This is a genomic window from Serratia sp. MF1(2023) (genome assembly GCF_030954545.1).
GTDB classification, from domain to species: domain Bacteria; phylum Pseudomonadota; class Gammaproteobacteria; order Enterobacterales; family Enterobacteriaceae; genus Serratia; species Serratia sarumanii.
The window spans coordinates 52979-71507 of record NZ_JAVHUX010000048.1 but is presented as its reverse complement, the minus strand read 5'-3'; the positions used below and the strand labels follow the sequence as shown (position 1 = coordinate 71507).

Annotated in this window: 21 protein-coding genes and 1 riboswitch; of the genes, 4 read left to right on the top strand and 17 right to left on the bottom strand. The window is 60.8% G+C overall.

The window, feature by feature from the left end:
• The first annotated feature begins 76 nt into the window (after nucleotides 1-76).
• Nucleotides 77-586 carry a VOC family protein gene (locus REA38_RS23365; protein WP_033637415.1) on the top strand — a complete coding sequence of 170 codons (510 nt, stop codon included), beginning with the start codon at nucleotides 77-79 and terminating at the stop codon, nucleotides 584-586.
• A gap of 36 nt (nucleotides 587-622) precedes the next feature.
• Here the strand turns inward: REA38_RS23365 and REA38_RS23360 are convergent, their stop codons facing one another.
• The 6 genes from REA38_RS23360 to REA38_RS23335 form a co-directional block, all read right to left on the bottom strand.
• On the bottom strand, nucleotides 623-1450 hold the full coding sequence (locus REA38_RS23360) for an amino acid ABC transporter ATP-binding protein (RefSeq protein ID WP_033637416.1): 828 nt from the start codon (nucleotides 1448-1450) through the stop codon (nucleotides 623-625).
• 9 nt (nucleotides 1451-1459) lie between these two features.
• Nucleotides 1460-2347 carry an amino acid ABC transporter permease gene (locus REA38_RS23355; RefSeq protein ID WP_049199974.1) on the bottom strand — a complete coding sequence of 296 codons (888 nt, stop codon included), beginning with the start codon at nucleotides 2345-2347 and terminating at the stop codon, nucleotides 1460-1462.
• 30 nt (nucleotides 2348-2377) lie between these two features.
• A complete protein-coding gene (locus REA38_RS23350; protein ID WP_308886715.1) occupies nucleotides 2378-2905 on the bottom strand; it encodes a GNAT family N-acetyltransferase in 528 nt (175 codons plus the stop codon).
• A 9-nt stretch (nucleotides 2906-2914) separates the two neighbouring features.
• Nucleotides 2915-3124 carry a hypothetical protein gene (locus tag REA38_RS23345; RefSeq protein WP_308886714.1) on the bottom strand — a complete coding sequence of 70 codons (210 nt, stop codon included), beginning with the start codon at nucleotides 3122-3124 and terminating at the stop codon, nucleotides 2915-2917.
• Between the two features lie 26 nt (nucleotides 3125-3150).
• On the bottom strand, nucleotides 3151-4476 hold the full coding sequence (locus tag REA38_RS23340; protein WP_308886713.1) for an LLM class flavin-dependent oxidoreductase: 1326 nt from the start codon (nucleotides 4474-4476) through the stop codon (nucleotides 3151-3153).
• A gap of 188 nt (nucleotides 4477-4664) precedes the next feature.
• Nucleotides 4665-5828 carry a M20 peptidase aminoacylase family protein gene (locus tag REA38_RS23335; RefSeq protein ID WP_103829762.1) on the bottom strand — a complete coding sequence of 388 codons (1164 nt, stop codon included), beginning with the start codon at nucleotides 5826-5828 and terminating at the stop codon, nucleotides 4665-4667.
• Nucleotides 5829-6174: 346 nt separating this feature from the next.
• Here REA38_RS23335 and cspE point away from each other — a divergent pair, with 346 nt between their 5' ends.
• Nucleotides 6175-6384, top strand: a complete 210-nt coding sequence (cspE, locus tag REA38_RS23330; RefSeq protein WP_004940030.1) for a transcription antiterminator/RNA stability regulator CspE — start codon at nucleotides 6175-6177, stop codon at nucleotides 6382-6384.
• A gap of 57 nt (nucleotides 6385-6441) precedes the next feature.
• Here the strand turns inward: cspE and REA38_RS23325 are convergent, their stop codons facing one another.
• The 3 genes from REA38_RS23325 to crcB form a co-directional block, all read right to left on the bottom strand.
• Entirely contained in the window at nucleotides 6442-7632 is a 1191-nt protein-coding gene (locus REA38_RS23325; RefSeq protein ID WP_308886712.1) for a multidrug effflux MFS transporter, read from the bottom strand.
• A 6-nt stretch (nucleotides 7633-7638) separates the two neighbouring features.
• Nucleotides 7639-8235, bottom strand: coding sequence for a TetR/AcrR family transcriptional regulator (locus REA38_RS23320; RefSeq protein ID WP_038877424.1), 597 nt, complete (start codon nucleotides 8233-8235; stop codon nucleotides 7639-7641).
• Nucleotides 8236-8523: 288 nt separating this feature from the next.
• Nucleotides 8524-8907 carry a fluoride efflux transporter CrcB gene (gene crcB, locus REA38_RS23315; protein ID WP_039566950.1) on the bottom strand — a complete coding sequence of 128 codons (384 nt, stop codon included), beginning with the start codon at nucleotides 8905-8907 and terminating at the stop codon, nucleotides 8524-8526.
• Nucleotides 8908-8986: 79 nt separating this feature from the next.
• Nucleotides 8987-9049: riboswitch (Fluoride riboswitch) on the bottom strand.
• Between the two features lie 122 nt (nucleotides 9050-9171).
• Here crcB and REA38_RS23310 point away from each other — a divergent pair.
• Complete coding sequence (locus REA38_RS23310) at nucleotides 9172-9303, top strand: hypothetical protein (protein ID WP_257791060.1); 132 nt, start codon at nucleotides 9172-9174, stop codon at nucleotides 9301-9303.
• A gap of 1 nt (nucleotide 9304) precedes the next feature.
• Here the strand turns inward: REA38_RS23310 and REA38_RS23305 are convergent, their stop codons facing one another.
• Entirely contained in the window at nucleotides 9305-10372 is a 1068-nt protein-coding gene (locus tag REA38_RS23305; protein ID WP_308886710.1) for a diguanylate cyclase, read from the bottom strand.
• A gap of 218 nt (nucleotides 10373-10590) precedes the next feature.
• Here REA38_RS23305 and tatA point away from each other — a divergent pair, with 218 nt between their 5' ends.
• The gene (tatA, locus tag REA38_RS23300; RefSeq protein WP_004940019.1) at nucleotides 10591-10806 is read left to right on the top strand and encodes a Sec-independent protein translocase subunit TatA; all 216 of its coding nucleotides are present in this window, start codon (nucleotides 10591-10593) and stop codon (nucleotides 10804-10806) included.
• Nucleotides 10807-10899: 93 nt separating this feature from the next.
• Here the strand turns inward: tatA and lipA are convergent, their stop codons facing one another.
• The 7 genes from lipA to mrdA all read right to left on the bottom strand — a co-directional run bounded on the left by lipA (nucleotide 10900) and on the right by mrdA (nucleotide 18524).
• Nucleotides 10900-11865 (bottom strand): lipoyl synthase, encoded by a 966-nt coding sequence (lipA, locus tag REA38_RS23295; protein ID WP_025301835.1) that lies wholly within the window; start codon nucleotides 11863-11865, stop codon nucleotides 10900-10902.
• The gene (gene lipB / locus REA38_RS23290; protein WP_033637424.1) at nucleotides 11858-12526 is read right to left on the bottom strand and encodes a lipoyl(octanoyl) transferase LipB; all 669 of its coding nucleotides are present in this window, start codon (nucleotides 12524-12526) and stop codon (nucleotides 11858-11860) included. Before lipB ends, lipA begins: the two co-directional genes overlap by 8 nt.
• Nucleotides 12527-12660: 134 nt before the next feature.
• Nucleotides 12661-12927 carry a DUF493 family protein YbeD gene (ybeD, locus tag REA38_RS23285; protein ID WP_033637425.1) on the bottom strand — a complete coding sequence of 89 codons (267 nt, stop codon included), beginning with the start codon at nucleotides 12925-12927 and terminating at the stop codon, nucleotides 12661-12663.
• A 104-nt stretch (nucleotides 12928-13031) separates the two neighbouring features.
• Nucleotides 13032-14243 (bottom strand): D-alanyl-D-alanine carboxypeptidase DacA, encoded by a 1212-nt coding sequence (gene dacA / locus REA38_RS23280; protein ID WP_033637426.1) that lies wholly within the window; start codon nucleotides 14241-14243, stop codon nucleotides 13032-13034.
• Between the two features lie 180 nt (nucleotides 14244-14423).
• Complete coding sequence (rlpA, locus tag REA38_RS23275) at nucleotides 14424-15497, bottom strand: endolytic peptidoglycan transglycosylase RlpA (RefSeq protein ID WP_308886708.1); 1074 nt, start codon at nucleotides 15495-15497, stop codon at nucleotides 14424-14426.
• Between the two features lie 10 nt (nucleotides 15498-15507).
• Nucleotides 15508-16620 (bottom strand): peptidoglycan glycosyltransferase MrdB, encoded by a 1113-nt coding sequence (mrdB, locus tag REA38_RS23270; RefSeq protein ID WP_004940006.1) that lies wholly within the window; start codon nucleotides 16618-16620, stop codon nucleotides 15508-15510.
• A gap of 8 nt (nucleotides 16621-16628) precedes the next feature.
• Nucleotides 16629-18524 carry a peptidoglycan DD-transpeptidase MrdA gene (gene mrdA, locus REA38_RS23265; RefSeq protein WP_308886706.1) on the bottom strand — a complete coding sequence of 632 codons (1896 nt, stop codon included), beginning with the start codon at nucleotides 18522-18524 and terminating at the stop codon, nucleotides 16629-16631.
• Nucleotides 18525-18529: the final 5 nt, after the last annotated feature.

Below are 18529 nucleotides of genomic sequence, written 5' to 3'. Positions count from 1 at the left end.
CGATAACGGCATTTAGCGGCTTTCCCCCCACATGCTATGTTCATGCTGACTTCATTCAATGCGTAAAGGAATAGCGATGGGCATCAAACGTCTCAATCACGCCGTGCTGTATGTCAGCGACGTGCGGCAGAGCGCCGACTTTTATCATCAGGTGTTGGGGTTCAAGCTCAAGCCGTCCGACAGCCCCGATCGGGCGGTGTTTACCCAGGCCGCCGATTCGGACAACGATCACGATTTGGCGCTGTTCAGCAAGAACCTGGGCCAGCAGCGCGCCGGGGTCTTTCGCGCCAACAACGAGCCGCCGGCGGAGCATGAGCCAGCGGCCGGGCTGTACCATCTGGCCTGGGAAGTGGACAGCCTGGAAGAGCTGGAGCGCATTCGTCACCAGCTGGCCGAACGCGGCATTCTCGGGCTGGAAGAGGATCACGGCGTGCACAAAAGCATTTATGGCCACGATCCGGACGGGCTGCTGTTCGAGGTGACGTGGTTTATTCCGCCGGCGTTGCTGACCGAAGAGGATAAAAACCAGCAGGGGATCCGCCCGCTGGATTTCGCCGCCGAGAAGCGGCGCTTCGCCGGCCGGTAAGCAGCTCGGGTACGGGGCGCCGCGGCGCCCCGACGATCACAGCACTTTGTTGAGAAAGTTGACGGTGCGCGGATGCTGCGGCTGGGCCAGCACTTGCCTGGCGTCGCCCTGCTCGACGATCTGTCCATCGACCATAAACACCACCCGATCCGCCGCTTCGCGCGCAAAGCCGATTTCATGCGTGACCACCACCAGCGTGACGCCCAGATCCGCCAACCCCTTTATCACATCCAGCACTTCGCCGACCAGCTCGGGATCGAGCGCGGAGGTCGGTTCATCGAACAGGATCACCTTCGGGTTCAGCGCCAGCGCGCGCGCGATGGCGATGCGCTGCTGTTGGCCGCCGGAGAGGTGGCGCGGGTAGGCGTCCGCCTTGTGGCGCAGCCCGACGGTATCCAGCAGCGCATAGGCCACCGCTTTCGCCCGTTCGCGGGAGTGAATTTTGTGCACCACCGGCGCTTCGATGATGTTTTCCAGCACTGTCAGGTGCGGGAACAGGTTGAAATTCTGGAACACATAGCCGACGTTGATGCGTTGCCGAAGGATGGCCTTTTCCTTCAGCTCATACAGCCGGTTGCCCTTGCGGCGATAGCCGACGTAGTCGCCGTCGATGCGGATAAAGCCTTCGTCCACGCGCTCCAGGTGGTTGATCGCACGCAGCAGCGTCGATTTACCGGAGCCGGAAGGGCCGAGGATCACGGTGACGGTGCCCGGCTGCAGCGTCAGGCTGACGTCGTCCAGCGCCTTGTGCTTGCCGAAGAACTTGCTGACGTTGCTGATTTCGATCAGGCCGCGTGCCGGCACCGGGGTGAGATTGCGCGCCGGCTGTTCGGGCAAGGCGTAATAATCAATGGCTTCAGACATGCGGATCTCCTAACGTTTTAGCCAGCCGGCCAGTTTCTGCCAGGGCGTCGGCGGCAGTTCGCGCACCGCGCCCCGGGCGAAATAGCGCTCGATGTAGTATTGGATCACCGACAGCGCGGTGGTGATGAACAGATACCAGACGGTGGCGACCATCAGCAGCGGTATCACCTGCTGGGTGCGGTTATAGATAACCTGAATGGTATAAAACAGCTCCGGCAGCGCCAGCACGTAAACGATCGAGGTGCCTTTCGCCAGGCTGATGATCTCGTTGAAGCCGGTCGGAATGATGGAGCGCAGCGCCTGCGGCAGAATGATGCGGAAGGTGCGGCGATAGCCCGGCAGGCCCAGCGCCGCCGCCGCTTCGTGCTGGCCGTAATCCACGCCCAAAATGCCGCCGCGGATGATCTCGGCGGTGTAGGCGGACTGCACCAGCGTCAGGCCCAGCACCGCCACGGCGAATTGGCCGAGAATGTCGATGGTCGGATAGCTGGCGAACACCACCGAGGTGAAGGGAATGCCCAGCGAGATGGCGTCGTACAGGTAGGAAAAGTTGTACAGGATGATCAGCACCAGAATCAGCGGCAGCGAGCGAAACAGCCAGATATAACCCCAGGCCAGCGACGCCAACAGGTAAGAGCGCGACAGTCGCGCCAGCGCCAGCAAGGTGCCGAACAGGATGCTGAACAGCGTGCCGAGCAGCGTCAGCAGCAGGGTTTGCCCCAGCCCCGCCAGCACCGCCGGCGCGAAGAACCACTCGGCGAACACGCCCCATTCCCAGCGCGCGTTGCCCGCCACCGATTGCACGATGGCGGCCAGAATAAACAGCGAAAACAGCGCGCCGATCAGCCGCAGCGGATAGCGGGCGGGCACCACTTTCAAGACGTCTTGTTTGGACATGTCATGTCTCCTGATACAGATAAAGGGGCCTTAGGCGATTTTCCTTTCCGACGCGCAACAACATGCGTCCTCTGCAATCAGGCTTTTGCGGAACGGCAGGCGGCCATCGTAGGGTGGGCGGCTGTAAACCTCGCTGTCGACGGTGGGATCGAACTGCGGCTGATACCCGTTGCTCAGATACAGGCCCACCGCTTCGGGCTGGCGAAAACCGGTGGTCAGATAGAGCCGGCGATATCCCTGCGCCAGCGCCAGCGTTTCGAGCTGCTGCAACACCCGCTGCGCCAGGCCCTGGCGCCGCAGATCGCCCCGCGTCCAGATGCGCTTCAGCTCGGCGGTTTGTGCGTCATAGCGTTTGAAGGCGCCCATGGCGATCGGCGCACCGGCGCGCAGCAGCACGATGAAGGCTCCTTGCGGTGGCGCGTATAGATCCAGCGCTTCCGGTTCCTGGTCACCAAAATAGTCGCCGTAGCGCTGACGATATTCGCCGAACAGCCCTTCGATCACCGGGGCGATCAGCGGGTCGGTCGGCAGCGTCTGAATGAAGGTGTCTTGCGTCATCGCGCGCTCCTAATCGCCCTGGCCGGGCGGGTTGATTTCCGACTGCGCAAGGCGTTCGGCGCTCTCGCCCCTGCGGTTGACCATGGCGTTCGCCTGCGGGTTCTTCGGCGCGTGAATAGGGGGGGCATAGGTCTGCAAATCGATGCCGGTGCCCGCCTGTGCGGCGCCGGTCAGGCTCGGCAAGGCCGCCACGAGGGCGGCGGTAACGGTTTTCTGCATAGCGGGTATCCCTGAAAGCAATCTTATTATTGGGTGAATCTGTTCAACGGGCGCTTCAGGCCTAGATGTTCACGCAGCGTGTCGCCGTGGTACGCCTGGCGGAACAGGCCACGTTGCTGCAGGATGGGCACTACCCGATCGACGAAGTGGCCGAAGGCGTTGGGCGTACCGCCGCTGATGATGAAACCGTCGGCGGCTTTGCCGTCGAACCAGCGTTGCAGGCCATCCGCCACCGCTTCCGGCGTGCCGCTGAACACCGGGCGCGGCGAGGCGGCTTCCAGCGCCACCTGGCGCAGCGTGAGGTTGCGCTCGCGGGCGCTGCGCTTGATGGCGTCGGTGGTGCTGCGGAAGCTGTTTTGCCCCAGATCGCCGATGTCGGGGAAGGGGGCGTCCAGCGGATGACGGGCGAAGTCGTAATGCTCGAAGTAGCGGCCGAGGTAGTTGAGGGCATTCTCGATGCTGACCAGGCGGGCGGTCTCCTGGTACTGGCGCTCGACGTCCGCGTCGTCGTCGCCGACGATTACGCTGACGCCCTGGAAGATGCGCAGATCGTCCGGTTCGCGCCCCTGTTCCACCAGCTGCCGCTTCACGTCCTGGTAGAAATCCTGCGCCTGCTCCAGCGTGTCGTGATGGGTGAAGATCGCATCGGCGTGTTGGGCCGCCAGCCGTTTGCCGTCTTCGGAGGCGCCGGCCTGGAACAGGATCGGGCGCCCCTGTGGCGTGCGGCCGATGTTCAGCGGCCCCTGTACCGAGAAGAATTCCCCCTGGTGATTGAGAGTGTGCAGTTTGCCGGCGCGGAAAAATTCGCCGCTGGCCTTATTACGCACGAAGGCGTCGTCTTCCCAGGAGTCCCACAGCCCTTTGGCAACGTCGAGAAACTCGCCGGCGATGCGATAACGCAGGCTGTGCTCCGGGTGTTCTTTGCGCGAGAAATTTTTGGCCGAGCCTTCCAGCGGCGAGGTCACCACGTTCCAGCCGGCGCGGCCGTTGCTCAGGTGATCGAGGCTGGCGAACTGGCGGGCGACGGTGAACGGATCGCTGTAGGAGGTGGAGAGGGTGCCCACCAGGCCGATTTTATCGGTGGCGGCGGACAACGCGGCCAGCAGGGTGAGCGGTTCGAAACGATTAAGAAAATGCGGAATGGACTTTTCGTTGATATATAGCCCATCGGCGACGAAGACGAAATCGAATTTCCCCTGTTCGGCTTTTTTCGCCGTGGCGATATTAAATTCGAGGTTGATGCTGGCGTCGGCGGTGGCGTCCGAGTGGCGCCAGGCGGACATATTTCCCGATGCGCCATGCAGAATGGCACCCAGCCGCAATTGCCGTTGATTAGTCGCGTTGTCGCTCATCGTAATTATCCTGTCATGCGCCGCAGAGGCGCGCGGTGTCTGATGTGCCCACTATTGATGAGCGGCGGCGGGATGTAAAACAACAAAACAGCATATTCAAATGTTGAAAATTGCAAATATCACGGCGAGCGAAAAAATAATCCCCGACGCGGCATCCGCGGCGTCGGGAAAATACGCTTTACCGTTATTCAGGCGTTGCTGAGGGCTTTTTCCGGTGCGGTGGTTAATTGTTGCAGCGTGCGTTCCGCCAGCAGCGTGAAATATTGCGCGGCGGGGAACAGAGCGCGTTCATCGGGATTGAAACGCGGATGATGCAGGCCGAATTCGCTGGCGGAGCCGATGCTGACGAATACGCCCGGCACATGGTGCAGATACAGCGCGAAATCTTCACCGCCCATCTGCAGTTCCGCCTCTTCGACCCGGTAACCGGCCTCGGCGGCGACGGTTTTGCTGAACGCCGCCCAATGCGGATCATTGATCACCGCCGGCGGCCCCGGCTGCCAGCGGAGTTCGGCCTGCGCGCCCAGCGCGGCGGCAACGCCGTCGATCACCTGGCGAATTTTGTCCGGCACCTGGCGGCGCACCGCGTCGCTGTGGGTGCGCACCGTGCCTTCCAGCTCCACAGTTTGCGGCAGCACGTTCCAGGTATTGCCGCCTTCGATGCGCGTTACGCTCACCACCAGCGATTCCAGCGAGCTGAAGCTGCGGCTGGGCAGCGTCTGCAGTGCGCCGACGATCTGGCTGGCGGTGACGATGGTGTCGACGCCCTGTTCCGGTTTGGCGGCGTGCGCGCCTTTGCCGGTGATGAGGATCTGGAAGCGATCGACGTTGGCGTAGAACGGCCCGGCGCGGGTGGCGAAGGTGCCGGTGGGCAGCTCCGGCGCGTTATGCAGGCCAAATACCGCCGCAACGTTATCCAGCGCGCCAGCGTCGATCAGATGCCGGGCACCGTTGAAGGTCTCTTCCGCCGGTTGGAAGAAGATGCGCACCGTGCCGGGCAGGTCGGCCTCACGCGCTTTGAGCAGGTGTGCGGCGCCGAGCATCACCGAGGTGTGAAAGTCGTGGCCGCAGGCGTGCATCACGCCGCGGTTTTGCGAGCTGAAGGGCACGTCGGCGATTTCGTCGATCGGCAGGGCGTCAATGTCACCGCGCAGCGCGATGATCGGCCCCTTGCCGCTGCCAATCTCCGCCACGACGCCGGTTTTCAGCGCCAGCGGCAGCAGGTTAATGCCCGCCTCTTGCAGCCAGCGCGTCAGCCGAGCGGTGGTGGCGAATTCGTGATTGGAAAGCTCCGGGTTTTGGTGCAGCTCACGCCGATAGGCGATGATTTTGTCTGCCAACTGGCTGGTCATAGGCTTGGCTCACAGTGGGAAATAAACCCTAACCCTAGTGCAGAGGCCGCCGAAGCAAAAAGACCATCTGGTTATATTTCATAGCGATTGCGTCTGCATGGGGACGTCAACGCTGGGGTAAGCGGGCGGGTTTGGCCGTTCGCGCATTGTTCGCCGGCGCGTGGAGAGGATTGACCTGGAACGGGAGCTTATCGCAACCGGTGCAATCCATTTACACCGGGCTACACGGATTTTTTCACTCTTTATCGGATTTCTGTGATCGCGGTGGTGGACAAAATCCTGCCTGCTTGCTGTACTGTAATCGACACAGGTTTTGTGTCTTTCATTCACGTTAAAGGTAAGTTTGATGTCTAAGATTAAAGGTAGCGTTAAGTGGTTTAATGAATCCAAAGGCTTCGGTTTCATTACTCCGGAAGATGGTAGCAAGGACGTTTTCGTTCACTTCTCTGCCATCGTTAGCAACGGTTTCAAAACGCTTGCTGAAGGCCAGCGTGTAGAGTTTGAAATCACGAACGGTGCCAAGGGCCCATCTGCCGCTAACGTTACTGCTATCTAAGCTGCGTAGCTGAATTTCTTAAAACCCGCTCATTGAGCGGGTTTTTTATTGGGCGCGTTATGCCTCGCTGCGGCGGGCCAACAGGCTGAACAGCAGGATGGCGATGGCGTAACAGCCGACGATGGTCAGCGCCATCGACAGGCCCGAGGTGCCGCCCAGCCCGGTGAGCGGCACGGCGCAGGCGCCGAGGGCGAACATGCACACGCCGATCAAGGCCGAAGCGCTGCCCGCTTTGTCTCCCTGGCTTTGCATCGCCAGCGAAGAGGCGGTCGGGCCGACGATGCCGATCACCGCCACCGAAAAGAACAGCGGCACCAGCAGTAACACCAGCGGCGCATGCAGTGCGGCGGCCAACAGCAGCAACAGCGACGCGACGGCCGCCAGCGTTAGCCCGCCCCTCAACACCCGCCGCTCACCCCAACGTGAACTGAGGCTGCTGGCCAGCTGCGCCGCAATGATCAGCCCGACGCCGTTAATGGCGAAGCACAGGCTGAACATCTGCGGGCTGAGGCCGTAAATCTGCTGCAAGACGAAAGGCGAGGCGCCGATATAGGCGAACATGCCGGTCATCACGAAACCTTGCGTCAGGCACAGGCCCATAAAATAGCGCTGGGTCAGCAACCCGCCCAGCGACATCAGCATCGCCAGGATACCGCCCTGGCTGCGGCGTTCTACCGGCAGGGATTCGCGCAGCTTCAGCGCCGACAGGCTGAACAGCAGCACGGCGATGGCCGCCAGCACGCCGAAGATGCCGCGCCAGTTCATCACCTGCAGCATCACGCCGCCCAACACCGGCGCGACGATCGGCGCCAGGCCGTTGACCAGCATCAGCAGGGCGAAGAAGCGGGTCAGCTCATGGCCGGCGTACAGATCGCGGGCGATGGCGCGGGAAATCACCGCGCCACCGGCGCCGGCGATGCCCTGCAGCAGACGGGCGATCAGCAACTGGTCGATGGTGGGCGCGAGGGCGCACCACAGCGAAGCGCCCAGCAGCAGGATCAGCGACAGCAACAGCGGGCGCATGCGGCCCAGTTTGTCGCTGTAAGGGCCGAAAATCAGCTGGCCGACGCCCAGGCCTAGCAACCCGGCGGTCAGGCTGAGCTGTGCGGCGGCGGTGGAGGTATTCAGTTCGCCCGCCATTTCCGGCAGGGCGGGTAGATAGAGATCGGTGCACAGCGGCCCCAGCGCGGCCAACAGGCCAAGCACGACGGCGTACACCAGACGTTGTCTGGCTATGTGTTTGGTCATGGGAGATTAGCGTTTCCTGAACAGGTGAGAAATGGCCTGCTGATACAGATCGCGCAGCAGGGACGCATCGGCTTTTTGCGTGGTAAGGATACGGTAACCGGTGCCTTCGCTCATAACGGCGATAAACTCCACCCGTGCGGCGATCTCTTCCGCGCTGAAATGGGGATACAGCCGCTGCAGATTGTGACACACGTGGCGAAACAGCCGCGCTTCCGCATCGCTGAGCATTTTGGCCACCACCGGGTTGCGCGTGGCCTCGGCGGTCACTTCCAGCATCAGCATGTGGTCGGTTTCGCTCTCGCCCGGCTGCTGAAACAGCGTGCGCGCCGCCAGCGTGCCGGCGATCAGGTTGATGTGATCGCCAAGGTTTTCCAGCCGCTGCATCTTGCTGGCGATGATGCGGTTGACGATCTCTTCGATAATCGCGTCTTTATTGGCGAAATAGCGATAGATTTGCCCGACGCTGAGCTGCGAGCCCTGGGCGATCTCCGCCATGCTGGCGGCGTGGAAGCCGTGGCGGCGGAAGCTGGTTTTCGCCGCTTCGACGATCTGATCGCGGCGGGCCTGCACCTTGGCCTGTTTACTGTCGTTGGGGGAGAGCATCTGCCCGATCCTTTGCTACGCGTGAGCCGGGTTCACATTTTTGGGTGTGAACGTTCATTCTCAATTGTAGTGTAACCGGCGGGAAAGACGCAACATGAACGCGTGCTGCGGGAAAAAGCGCTTAAGCGAACAGGTAGGATTTGATAAAGGCGGCGACGATCAGCACGCACAGCGCAACGGCAATCGCTTCGGCGGCGGTTTTCGGCAGGCTAAACATAGCGGTTTCTCATCCAGTCAGGAGTACTGGATGAGATTATGCGCATGCAAGATTAAGGAAACATTAAGGGCTTAGCGCCCGTTGGCCCACATCACCAGCATGAAAGCCAGCAGCGTCATCGCCAGCGAGCCGGCCAGGTTGAGCAGCATGTTGGCCAGCGCCCAGCCGAAGCGGCCATCCTGCATCAGGTACACCACCTCCAGCGAAAAGGTGGAGAAGGTGGTCAGGCCGCCGCAGAACCCGGTGGTGATCAGCAATTTCCAGGTGGGATCCAGATGCGTCATGCGGGTGAAAATCGCCATCGCCAGGCCGATGATAAAACCGCCGATCAGATTGACCATCAGCGTACCGAGCGGAATGTGGGCGTTCAGCGGGTTCATTTTCATGCTTACCGCCCAGCGCAAAACGCTGCCGACGCCGCCGCCGATAAATACGGCCAGTAAAGAGCTCAACATGGGGCAACTCCCTTTCAATCAGAGAAATTCACGGGGTTCGGAAAGGGACAGGCGTAACGCTACGCGCCTCTCTCCGAGAGGTTACGTAGACATCATCAGCCTGTGAAGGCGGTTAGGGAGGAATGTCATCTCCAGCGGGCCGCACGGCCTTTTTCGCCGCACCGGATGGATGTTACACCTAACGCCGCCTATTTTGTAGTATCGACAATCTGCGAGGTCACCCCATGAAAATCAGAACGGCGCGCCTGAGCGATCGCCGAATTAATGACGGCGCTGGATTATCCCGGCACCGAGGCGCTGCTGGTGGCGGTGGAAAGCGAGCGGGCGCATGCGTTTTACCGGCGTGAAGGCTTTGTCGAAGCGCCGAAGTATTTTGCCAAGTTATTAAACCAGTAAGTTAGTCGCCCGTCGGCGCCGCCGTTTCCAGCCGGTTGCGGCCATTTTGCTTCGCCCGGTAAAGCGCGCCGTCGGCCGCTTTCAGCCAGTCCAGATAACCGCCCTGCGCGGGGTGGTAGTTGGCGATACCGGCGCTGATCTGCAGCCGCAGCTGTGGCGCCTCTTTGAAGATAACGGCGTCCAGTCGCTGCTGGATACGCTGCAGGACGGTTTCCGCCTGTTCGGCGCTGGTGTTCGGCAGCACCGCGCCAAACTCGTCGCCGCCGTAGCGCCCGACGATATCCACGTTGCGCAAGCCGATCAGCAGCTCTTCCGCCAGCGCCGCCAGGGCCTCATCCCCTAAAGCGTGGCCGAAGGTGTCGTTGATGGTTTTGAAGCGATCGATATCCATCAGGATCAGCGTGGCGTTGTCCTGGTAGCGGCGGCAGCTGTCAAACTGGCGATGCAGCAGGTGCTCCCAGTGGCGGCGGTTGTACAAGCCGGTCAGCCCATCGCGAGTGCTGATGCGTTGCAGCTCCTGTTTCTTTTCCGCCAGCCGCTTGGCGGTGCGGTAGGTCACCAGCCCGAGCAGCGTCGGGTACAGGTAGATCATCGGCAGGCACAGATAGATTTGCAGCGGCGTGCTGTGCGGTTGAAATGGGAAGCCGAGCAGCGCGCCGGTCAGCGCCGCCGTGGCCAATTGAATCGCCAACCCTTTGACAAACAGCGCTTTGCCGGCGGAAGCGATGTTGTTCATGCTCATCATCGACAGGATGACGATCGCCGGCAGCGCATTGAACGCCATCATCGCGGCCCAGAAGCCACCGAAGGCGGAGTCGATCAGCAGGTTGCGGATCTCGGCTTTGAACGGATCTTTGGCGCGGCGGGCCAGGCGGTAGGCAAGATGCGGCCAGAGAAAGCCGTGAAAGGCCAGCAATAGCCAGACCGCCGTGGGCGGAGCCAAGGGGTAGAGCACGGCGCAGACGCAGATAAAGCCGAGTCCCAGGCCGGCGACGCGGGGCAGATAGGTGCGTTTGGCGAAGCTGAGGCCGGATTTTCGGGCATCGAAAATGGGTGGAGCAATATACATCCGGCATCTCCCTGATAAGTATCACGGCAGCGTATCATGCGGGCGATAAACTAAGAATAGTCTGGAATCCGCGCCGTGCGGCCGCGTGGCATTCCTGCGACGGATCTCACTCTGTTACATGTTGCGGTTGTGCGAGCCGAAGGAAAGTCGCTAAATATTCGCAGGCAAGGTCAGTTTTTCTCGCTGTTCACGCAGCGCTCTATGATAAGAAGGTGAGTATGGAAGGTATCAGCATTACCAAACTTCTGGTGATTGCGGTGTTGGTGATTTTACTGTTCGGCACCAGCAAACTGCGCACGCTCGGCGCCGATCTTGGCGCGGCGCTGAAAGGCTTTAAAAAAGCCGTGGGCGACGACAGCACGCCGCCGGCCGCCGGCAACAACGCCGCCGAAAGCCAGTCCGCTCAGCAGAGCGTCGAAAAGAAAGACGTTTAACCCCGCCTGGTGGCGCGCAATAAAAAACGGATGCCTTGCGGACATCCGTTTTTTGGCGTTTCCGCCGTCTTTAGCGTAACAAACTATTACGCGTTATTTCACTTCCATCCCTTTGGCCTGCAGATCGGCGTGGTAAGACGAACGCACGAACGGGCCGCAGGCGGCGTGGGTGAAGCCCATCGCCATCGCTTCTTCTTTCATCTCGTCGAACTCGGCCGGGCTGACGTAGCGCTGCACCGGCAGGTGGTGACGGCTCGGCTGCAGGTATTGCCCCAGCGTCAGCATGGTCACGCCGTGGCGGCGCAGATCGCGCATCACTTCGACGATTTCCGCGTTGGTTTCGCCCAGGCCGACCATCAGGCCGGATTTGGTCGGGATATCCGGGTGCGCTTCTTTAAAGCGCTCCAGCAGCTTCAGCGACCACTCGTAGTTGGCGCCCGGGCGCACCTGGCGATATACGCGCGGCACGTTTTCCAGGTTGTGGTTGAATACGTCCGGCGGCGTGGCGGTGAGGATCTCCAGCGCGCGATCCATACGGCCGCGGAAGTCCGGCACCAGCGTTTCAATTTTGATGTTCGGGCTCTTGGCGCGGATGGCCGAGATGCAGTCGGCAAAGTGTTGAGCGCCGCCGTCGCGCAGATCGTCGCGGTCAACCGAGGTGATCACCACATAACGCAGCGCCATGTCGGCGATGGTTTGCGCCAGCTTTTCCGGCTCGTTGGCGTCCGGCGCGATCGGGCGGCCGTGGGCCACGTCGCAGAACGGGCAGCGGCGGGTACAGATGGCGCCGAGGATCATGAAGGTGGCAGTGCCGTGGTTGAAACACTCGGACAGGTTAGGGCACGAGGCTTCCTCACAGACGGAGTGCAGGCCGTTCTTGCGCATGGCGGCTTTGATGCCCTGAATGCGCGTTGAGTCGGCAGGCAGTTTGATCTTCATCCACTCGGGTTTACGCAACAGCTCCTGCCGTTCGGTGACCACCGTTTTGACCGGGATCAGCGCCATTTTGTCAGCATCGCGGTATTTGACGCCGCGTTCCATCTGAATTGGTTTACTCATAATCGTGCAGGTTCCAGTTACGAAGCTCGACCGTCTGGTAGCCGAGTAAATGAACAAATTCCTGTACCAGGATTGGGTGTATGTCTTCAATGCCAACGCCGGGCGCCAGCGCGCTGACCTGCGTCATTTGCATGCCGGCGTAACCGCAAGGGTTGATGCGTTGGAAGGGGCTGAGATCCATCGCCACATTCAGGGCCAGGCCGTGGAATGAGCTGCCTTTGCGGATCCGCAAACCCAACGAACAGATTTTCTGCTCCCCCACGTACACGCCCGGCGCATCCGGACGGGCGCGCGATTCGAGGCGGAAGTGGGCGAGGGTGTTGATAACCGTATCTTCTATCGCCGTGACCAATTGGCGTACGCCGACCTTGTTGCGTTTCAGATCGACCATCACGTACATCACCTGCTGGCCCGGCCCGTGGTAGGTCACCTGGCCGCCGCGATCGCTCTGAATCACCGGGATATCGCCGGGCATCAGCACATGCTCAGCTTTGCCGGCCTGGCCCTGGGTGAACACCGGGTGATGCTGCACCAGCCACAGCTCGTCCGGCGTGGTCTCGGTACGACTGTCGGTGAAGTTATGCATGGCTTGGGATACAGGCGCGTAGGGCTGCAACCCCAGCTGACGCAAAATGATCTTGTCTGGTTGCAAAAGAGTCATCGTCAGGTTACAGAAGTGGTAAAGCCATTATACCGGGCGCTCCGGTCTGCGGCCAGCCTTTCGCTGACCAAAAATGCGCAACCCGGGAAGACGCTGCGCCATCCCGGGTTGATAAGCAGGGGTTTATGCTGGAATTACAGCACCATGCGAACAATTTCAATGTTACCCAACTCTTCGTACAGGGTTTCGACCTGCTCGATGTGAGTGGCGTTGATGGTGATGGAGACCGAGTGGTAGTTGCCTTTGCTGCTTGGCTTGACCTGCGGGTTGTAGTCGCCCGGCGCATGGCGCTGCACCACTTCAACTACCTGGTCAACCAGCTCAGGCTGCGCCAGGCCCATCACCTTGTAGGTAAACGGGCAAGGGAATTCGAGCAGTTCGTTCAGTTTAGTTTTTTGCATGTGCGTGCGCTCCAGAGTGCTAGCTAATCTATAAAGTATAACTCCCGCCGGGGCGGGAGTTAGTGTTATTCACTATATGGGGGCAATTTCGCCCGTTTCAACCGTTAACCGAACCAGTGGTGGAACATCAGTTTGATGTAGTCCACGATGCGGCTGAAGAAACCGCCTTCTTTCACTTCGTTCATCACCACCAGCGGACGCTGGTCGATGGTTTTGCCGTCCAGCTGGAAGTTGATGCTGCCGACCACCTGGTTTTTCGCCAGCGGCGCGTGAATTTCCGGCGTGTTCAGCACATAGCTGGCCTTCAGATCTTTCATGCGGCCGCGCGGGATGGTCAGGTAGACGTCTTTGTCCACGCCCAGTTCAACGCGGTCGGCATCGCCGAACCAGACCGGCTCGGAAGCGAACTCTTTACCGACCTTCAGCGGCGCCACGGTTTCGAAGAAGCGGAAGCCCCAGGTCAGCAGTTTCTTGCTCTCGGCTTCGCGGCCTTTGTAGGTGCGGCCGCCCATCACTGCGGAGATCAGGCGCATCTGGCCTTCGGTCGCCGAAGCCACCAGGTTGTAACCCGCCGCGTCGGTGTGGCCGGTTTTGATGCCGTCGACGTTCAGGCTGTTATCCCACAGCAGACCGTTGCGGTTCATCTGGCGGATATTGTTGAAGGTGAACTCTTTTTCTTTGTAAATCGCGTACTCGTCCGGCACGTCGCGGATCAGCGCCTGGCCGATCAGCGCCATGTCACGCGCCGAGCTGTACTGGCCCTGGGCATCCAGGCCGTGTACCGTCTGGAAGTGGGTGTTCTGCAGGCCCAGCTTGCTGACGTAGGTGTTCATCAGGTTAACGAACGCGTCCTGGCTGCCGGCGACGTAGTCGGCCATCGCCACGCAGGCGTCGTTACCGGATTGCAGGTTGATGCCGCGGGTCAGCTTGGAGACCGGCACGCGATCGCCTGGCTTCAGGAACATCAGCGAGGAGCCTTTGAACACCGGGTTGCCGGTCGCCCAGGCGTCCTGACCGACGGTCACCAGATCGTCCTGGCCGATTTTACCCGCTTTCAGCGCCTGGCCGATGACGTAGCTGGTCATCATTTTGGTCAGGCTGGCCGGATCGCGACGCGCGTCGGCGTTCATCTCGGCCAGCACCTTGCCGGAGTTGTAATCAATCAGGATGTACGCTTCCGCATCGATCTGCGGGACACCTGGGATCATGGTTTTGATGTTAACGTCATCGGCATGTGCAACGGAGGCTGCGCTCATTGCGATAACGGTGCCGAGTGCGATGCTTTTGATTAAGCGAAAAGAAGTTACTTGTTTCATGATCGGGACTACAACATCCGTGAAAGTAAAGTTAAAAAACGAGCCACACTATAGCAGATGCGATCCCGGCAGGCATTATCCATTCATCTGACTAATTGCGGTTAAAGACCTTTTAGCTGCAAGAAAATGTTTCAGCTAAATAACCGCTTATCAGCCGCGAATGCCCGCCGGGCATAACGCTTAGGGTGCAGCAGTAACGAAAGACTGTTGTTGCGCTTCGCTGGCCAGGCGTTGCTGCAGCTGGGCCGCCTGCTGACGGCTGCTGAACGGGCCGAGCTGGACGCGATAAACGTTGCCGTTGGCCGCCACTTTGCCCGGCACGCCAAACTGTTGGCTCAGGCTTTGCTGCCAGCTCTGGGCGCGCTCGGCGTTGCTCAGCGCACCGACCTGCACCACGTAACCGCCGGAGGAAGAAGCGGCCGCCATGCCAGCCGCCGCAGCGCCGGCCGCAACCGGAGCGGCCACGGCGGCGGCTTCCGGTTCGGAACCTTCCAGCACGCCGGCCGGTACTGCGCTTGGCGCGCCGAGGAAACCGCTGCGGCCGTTGCCGGCGTTTGCCGGAGCGCCATCGTCGGTGCGCAGGGTGCTGTTATCGATCGGGCGCACCGCCGCGCCGCCGGCGACCGGCACGTCCTGTTGGATCGGGGTGCCCATGCCGCTGGCGCCGAGATCCGGGCGTGCCGGCAGGGCGTAACTCTGTTTCGCCACGATGGTGCCGATGGTGCCCGGGCCGCTCAGCGTGCCGTCCGGCGCCACGTTGATGAAATCGACTTTGACCTTGGTGTTGTTGGACAGGTTGAGGCGGTCGGCGGCGGCTTTCGACAGATCGATGATGCGGCCCTTGGTGTATGGCCCGCGATCGTTGACGCGCACCACCAGCTGACGGCCGTTGGCCAGGTTGGTGACGCGCACATAGCTTGGGATTGGCAGCGTTGGGTGCGCCGCGGTCAGGCCGTTGGGATCGAACTGCTCACCCAGCGCCGTGGTGTTGCCGTTGGCCTCTTCGCCATACCAGGACGCCAGGCCGGTCTGCGAGAAGTTCTGCGGATCTTTTACGATGCGGTAAGTATCGCCATTAACCTTATAATCCTGCATGTTGTTAGGGTTATAGGGTTCATATTGAGGCTCGACGCCACCGATTTCCACCACCGGGCCGTTGTACGGCTGCTGTGGCGCCTGCTGTTCCGTGGTCGGGGCGGTACAGGCGGAGAGCAACACCGCCGCGACGCCGATCCAAAGCCATTCCTTACGCATTACTCACCTCTTATAAACTTTTAGACAGCATTTTCCGATGCGTGTGGATCGACATGATGATGCCGAAACCGGCCATCAACACTATCAGCGCCGAACCCCCGTAACTGACCAGAGGCAAAGGTACGCCAACTACCGGCAAAATGCCACTGACCATACCGATGTTAACAAAGACATAAACGAACAAAATCAGCATCAAGCCGCCAACCATCACGCGGCCGAAGGTGGTTTGCGCCTTGGCGGCGATCATCAGCCCGCGAATGATCACCAGCAGGTAGAGCGCCAGCAGCACCAATACCCCGATCAGCCCCAGCTCTTCGGCCAACACGGCAAAGATAAAGTCGGTATGGCGCTCCGGCAGGAACTCCAGCTGCGACTGGGTGCCGTGCAGCCAGCCCTTGCCGGACAGGCCGCCGGAGCCGATGGCGATCTTCGACTGAATGATGTGGTAGCCGGCGCCGAGCGGGTCGCTTTCCGGATCGAGCAGCATCATTACGCGGTCGCGTTGATAACCGTGCATCAGGAAGAACCACAGCACCGGGATAAAGGCCGCCAGCGCGACGGCGGCGACGGCGATCAGTTTCCAGCTCATGCCCGACAGGAACAGCACGAACAGGCCGGAGGCGGCGATCAGGATCGAGGTGCCCAGATCCGGCTGCGCGGCCACCAGCAGCGTCGGCAGGAAGATCAGCACCAGCGCGATGGCGGTGTTTTTCAGCGAAGGCGGGCAGACGTCGCGGTTCATAAAGCGCGCCACCATCAGCGGCACGGCGATCTTGGCGATTTCCGACGGCTGGAAGCGCACCACGCCGAGATCCAGCCAGCGCTGCGCGCCTTTACTGATCTGCCCGAAGGCGTCCACCAGGATCAGCAAAATCACGCAGAAAATATACAGATAGGGCGCCCAGCTTTCGTACACGCGCGGCGGGATTTGCGCCATGACGGCCATCACGATCAGCCCCATGACGATCTGCCCGATCTTGCGCTCCATCATGCCGATGTCCTGGCCGCTGGCGCTCCACATCACGAAGGCGCTGTAGACCAGCAGGGCCAGGATCAGCAGCAGGAACGTCGGGTCGATGTGGATTTTGGTCCAGATCGAGCCTTTTTGTTGGCTTTCAGTCATGTTCTACCTTAGTCACCTTCTACGCCAGGCGGCAGCGGGGCCTCGCTTGGCAATTGCGTATTGTTGTCGCCCAGCATGATATGGTCGAGGATCTGGCGGGTGATGGTGCCCACCGCCGGACCGGAGCCGCCGTTTTCCAGAATGATGGCGACCGACACCGTCGGGTTGTTGAACGGCGCGAAGGCGGTCATCAGCTTGTGATCGCGCAGGTGTTCCGCCAGTTTGTGGGCGTTGTAGGTTTCGTAGCCGAATACCTGTGCGGTACCCGATTTCGCCGCGGCTTTGTAAGGTGCGTCCGCAAAGTACTTGCGCGCCGTCCCGTTCGGACGGTTGGCCACCCCGTACATGCCGTCTTTGGCGATTTCCCAGAAGCCGGAGTGAATATCGCCGATCTGCGTGCTCTCTTCCTGTTTGAACGGCACCAGCGTGCCGTTGACGCGGGTGCTCTGCAGCAGGTGCGGCGTTTTGACGGTGCCGTCGTTGATCAGGGTGTTCAGCGCCTTGGCCATCTGGATCGGCGTGGCGGTCCAGTAGCCCTGGCCGATGCCCACCGGAATGGTGTCACCCTGATACCACGGCTTTTTATAGCGTTTCAGCTTCCATTCGCGCGTCGGCATCAGGCCGGAACGCTCTTCGGCCAGATCGATGCCGGTGTACTGGCCGTAACCGAATTTGGTCAGCCAGCTCGACAGCCGATCGATCCCCATGTCATAGGCGACCTGATAGAAGTAGGTATCCGCGGACTCTTCCAGCGCCTTGGTGACGTTCAGGCGGCCGTGGCCCCATTTTTTCCAGTCGCGGAAGCGTTTTTCCGAGCCGGGCAGTTGCCACCAGCCGGGATCGAACACCACGGTGTTCTTGGTGATCACGCCGGCGCTGAGCGCCGACACTGCGATATAAGGTTTCACCGTCGACGCGGGCGGGTAAACCCCCTGCGTGGCGCGGTTGATCAGCGGGCGATTCGGATCGTTCAGCAACCCCTGATAATCCTTGCTGGAAATACCGTCCACGAACAGGTTCGGATCGTAGCTCGGGTTGGACACCATCGCCAGGATGGCGCCGGTGCGCGGATCGCTCACCACCACCGCGGCGCGGCTGCCCACCAGCAGCTGCTCGATGTAGCGCTGCAGCTCAAGATCGAGCGTCAGGTAGACGTCCTGACCGGCGGAAGGCGGCTGCTCGTGCAATTGGCGGATCACCCGGCCGCGGTTGTTGACTTCAACCTCTTCGTAACCGGTTTTGCCGTGCAGCGTGTCTTCGTAATAGCGTTCGATGCCCAGTTTGCCGATATCGTGGGTGGCGGCGTAGTTGGCCAGTTTGCCGTCTTTGTCCAGGCGTTCGACGTCGCGGTCGTTGATTTTCGACACGTAGCCGGTGACGTGGGTGAGGGCGGAGCCGTAAGGATAGTAGCGGCGCTGGTAACCTTTCACTTCCACGCCGGGGAAGCGGAACTGATTGACCGCAAAGCGGGCGACCTGCACCTCGGTCAGCGCGGTTTTCACCGGAATGGAGACGAAGCGGCGCGAACGCTTGCGCTCTTTTTCGAAATTGGTGATGTCGTCGTCGGTCAGATCGACCACCGTGCGCAGCGCCTGCAGCGTGGCCTTGAGATCGTCGACCTTCTCCGGCATCAGCTCCAGCTGATAAATGGTGCGGTTGAGCGCCAGCGGGGTGCCGTTGCGATCGTAGATAATGCCGCGGCTGGGCGCGATGGGCACCAGCTTGATGCGGTTTTCGTTGGAGCGGGTGCGGTAATCCTCGACGCGGAGCACTTGCAGATTATACAGGTTGGCGATCAGGATGCCGGACAGCACCAGGATGCCCAGAAACGCCACCAGGGCGCGGCGTACAAACAGGGCGGATTCAGCCGTATAGTCGCGAAAAGGGTTACGTTCTATTTTCATCCCGC

What these genes read in the sequence shown, in the direction of transcription:
- REA38_RS23365 (WP_033637415.1), top strand. Translation starts at nt 77, where the DNA reads ATGGGCATCAAACGTCTCAATCACGCCGTGCTGTATGTCAGCGACGTG.
- REA38_RS23360 (WP_033637416.1), bottom strand. Translation starts at nt 1,450, where the DNA reads ATGTCTGAAGCCATTGATTATTACGCCTTGCCCGAACAGCCGGCGCGC.
- REA38_RS23355 (WP_049199974.1), bottom strand. Translation starts at nt 2,347, where the DNA reads ATGTCCAAACAAGACGTCTTGAAAGTGGTGCCCGCCCGCTATCCGCTG.
- REA38_RS23350 (WP_308886715.1), bottom strand. Translation starts at nt 2,905, where the DNA reads ATGACGCAAGACACCTTCATTCAGACGCTGCCGACCGACCCGCTGATC.
- REA38_RS23345 (WP_308886714.1), bottom strand. Translation starts at nt 3,124, where the DNA reads ATGCAGAAAACCGTTACCGCCGCCCTCGTGGCGGCCTTGCCGAGCCTG.
- REA38_RS23340 (WP_308886713.1), bottom strand. Translation starts at nt 4,476, where the DNA reads ATGAGCGACAACGCGACTAATCAACGGCAATTGCGGCTGGGTGCCATT.
- REA38_RS23335 (WP_103829762.1), bottom strand. Translation starts at nt 5,828, where the DNA reads ATGACCAGCCAGTTGGCAGACAAAATCATCGCCTATCGGCGTGAGCTG.
- cspE (WP_004940030.1), top strand. Translation starts at nt 6,175, where the DNA reads ATGTCTAAGATTAAAGGTAGCGTTAAGTGGTTTAATGAATCCAAAGGC.
- REA38_RS23325 (WP_308886712.1), bottom strand. Translation starts at nt 7,632, where the DNA reads ATGACCAAACACATAGCCAGACAACGTCTGGTGTACGCCGTCGTGCTT.
- REA38_RS23320 (WP_038877424.1), bottom strand. Translation starts at nt 8,235, where the DNA reads ATGCTCTCCCCCAACGACAGTAAACAGGCCAAGGTGCAGGCCCGCCGC.
- crcB (WP_039566950.1), bottom strand. Translation starts at nt 8,907, where the DNA reads ATGTTGAGCTCTTTACTGGCCGTATTTATCGGCGGCGGCGTCGGCAGC.
- REA38_RS23310 (WP_257791060.1), top strand. Translation starts at nt 9,172, where the DNA reads ATGACGGCGCTGGATTATCCCGGCACCGAGGCGCTGCTGGTGGCGGTG.
- REA38_RS23305 (WP_308886710.1), bottom strand. Translation starts at nt 10,372, where the DNA reads ATGTATATTGCTCCACCCATTTTCGATGCCCGAAAATCCGGCCTCAGC.
- tatA (WP_004940019.1), top strand. Translation starts at nt 10,591, where the DNA reads ATGGAAGGTATCAGCATTACCAAACTTCTGGTGATTGCGGTGTTGGTG.
- lipA (WP_025301835.1), bottom strand. Translation starts at nt 11,865, where the DNA reads ATGAGTAAACCAATTCAGATGGAACGCGGCGTCAAATACCGCGATGCT.
- lipB (WP_033637424.1), bottom strand. Translation starts at nt 12,526, where the DNA reads ATGACTCTTTTGCAACCAGACAAGATCATTTTGCGTCAGCTGGGGTTG.
- ybeD (WP_033637425.1), bottom strand. Translation starts at nt 12,927, where the DNA reads ATGCAAAAAACTAAACTGAACGAACTGCTCGAATTCCCTTGCCCGTTT.
- dacA (WP_033637426.1), bottom strand. Translation starts at nt 14,243, where the DNA reads ATGAAACAAGTAACTTCTTTTCGCTTAATCAAAAGCATCGCACTCGGC.
- rlpA (WP_308886708.1), bottom strand. Translation starts at nt 15,497, where the DNA reads ATGCGTAAGGAATGGCTTTGGATCGGCGTCGCGGCGGTGTTGCTCTCC.
- mrdB (WP_004940006.1), bottom strand. Translation starts at nt 16,620, where the DNA reads ATGACTGAAAGCCAACAAAAAGGCTCGATCTGGACCAAAATCCACATC.
- mrdA (WP_308886706.1), bottom strand. Translation starts at nt 18,524, where the DNA reads ATGAAAATAGAACGTAACCCTTTTCGCGACTATACGGCTGAATCCGCC.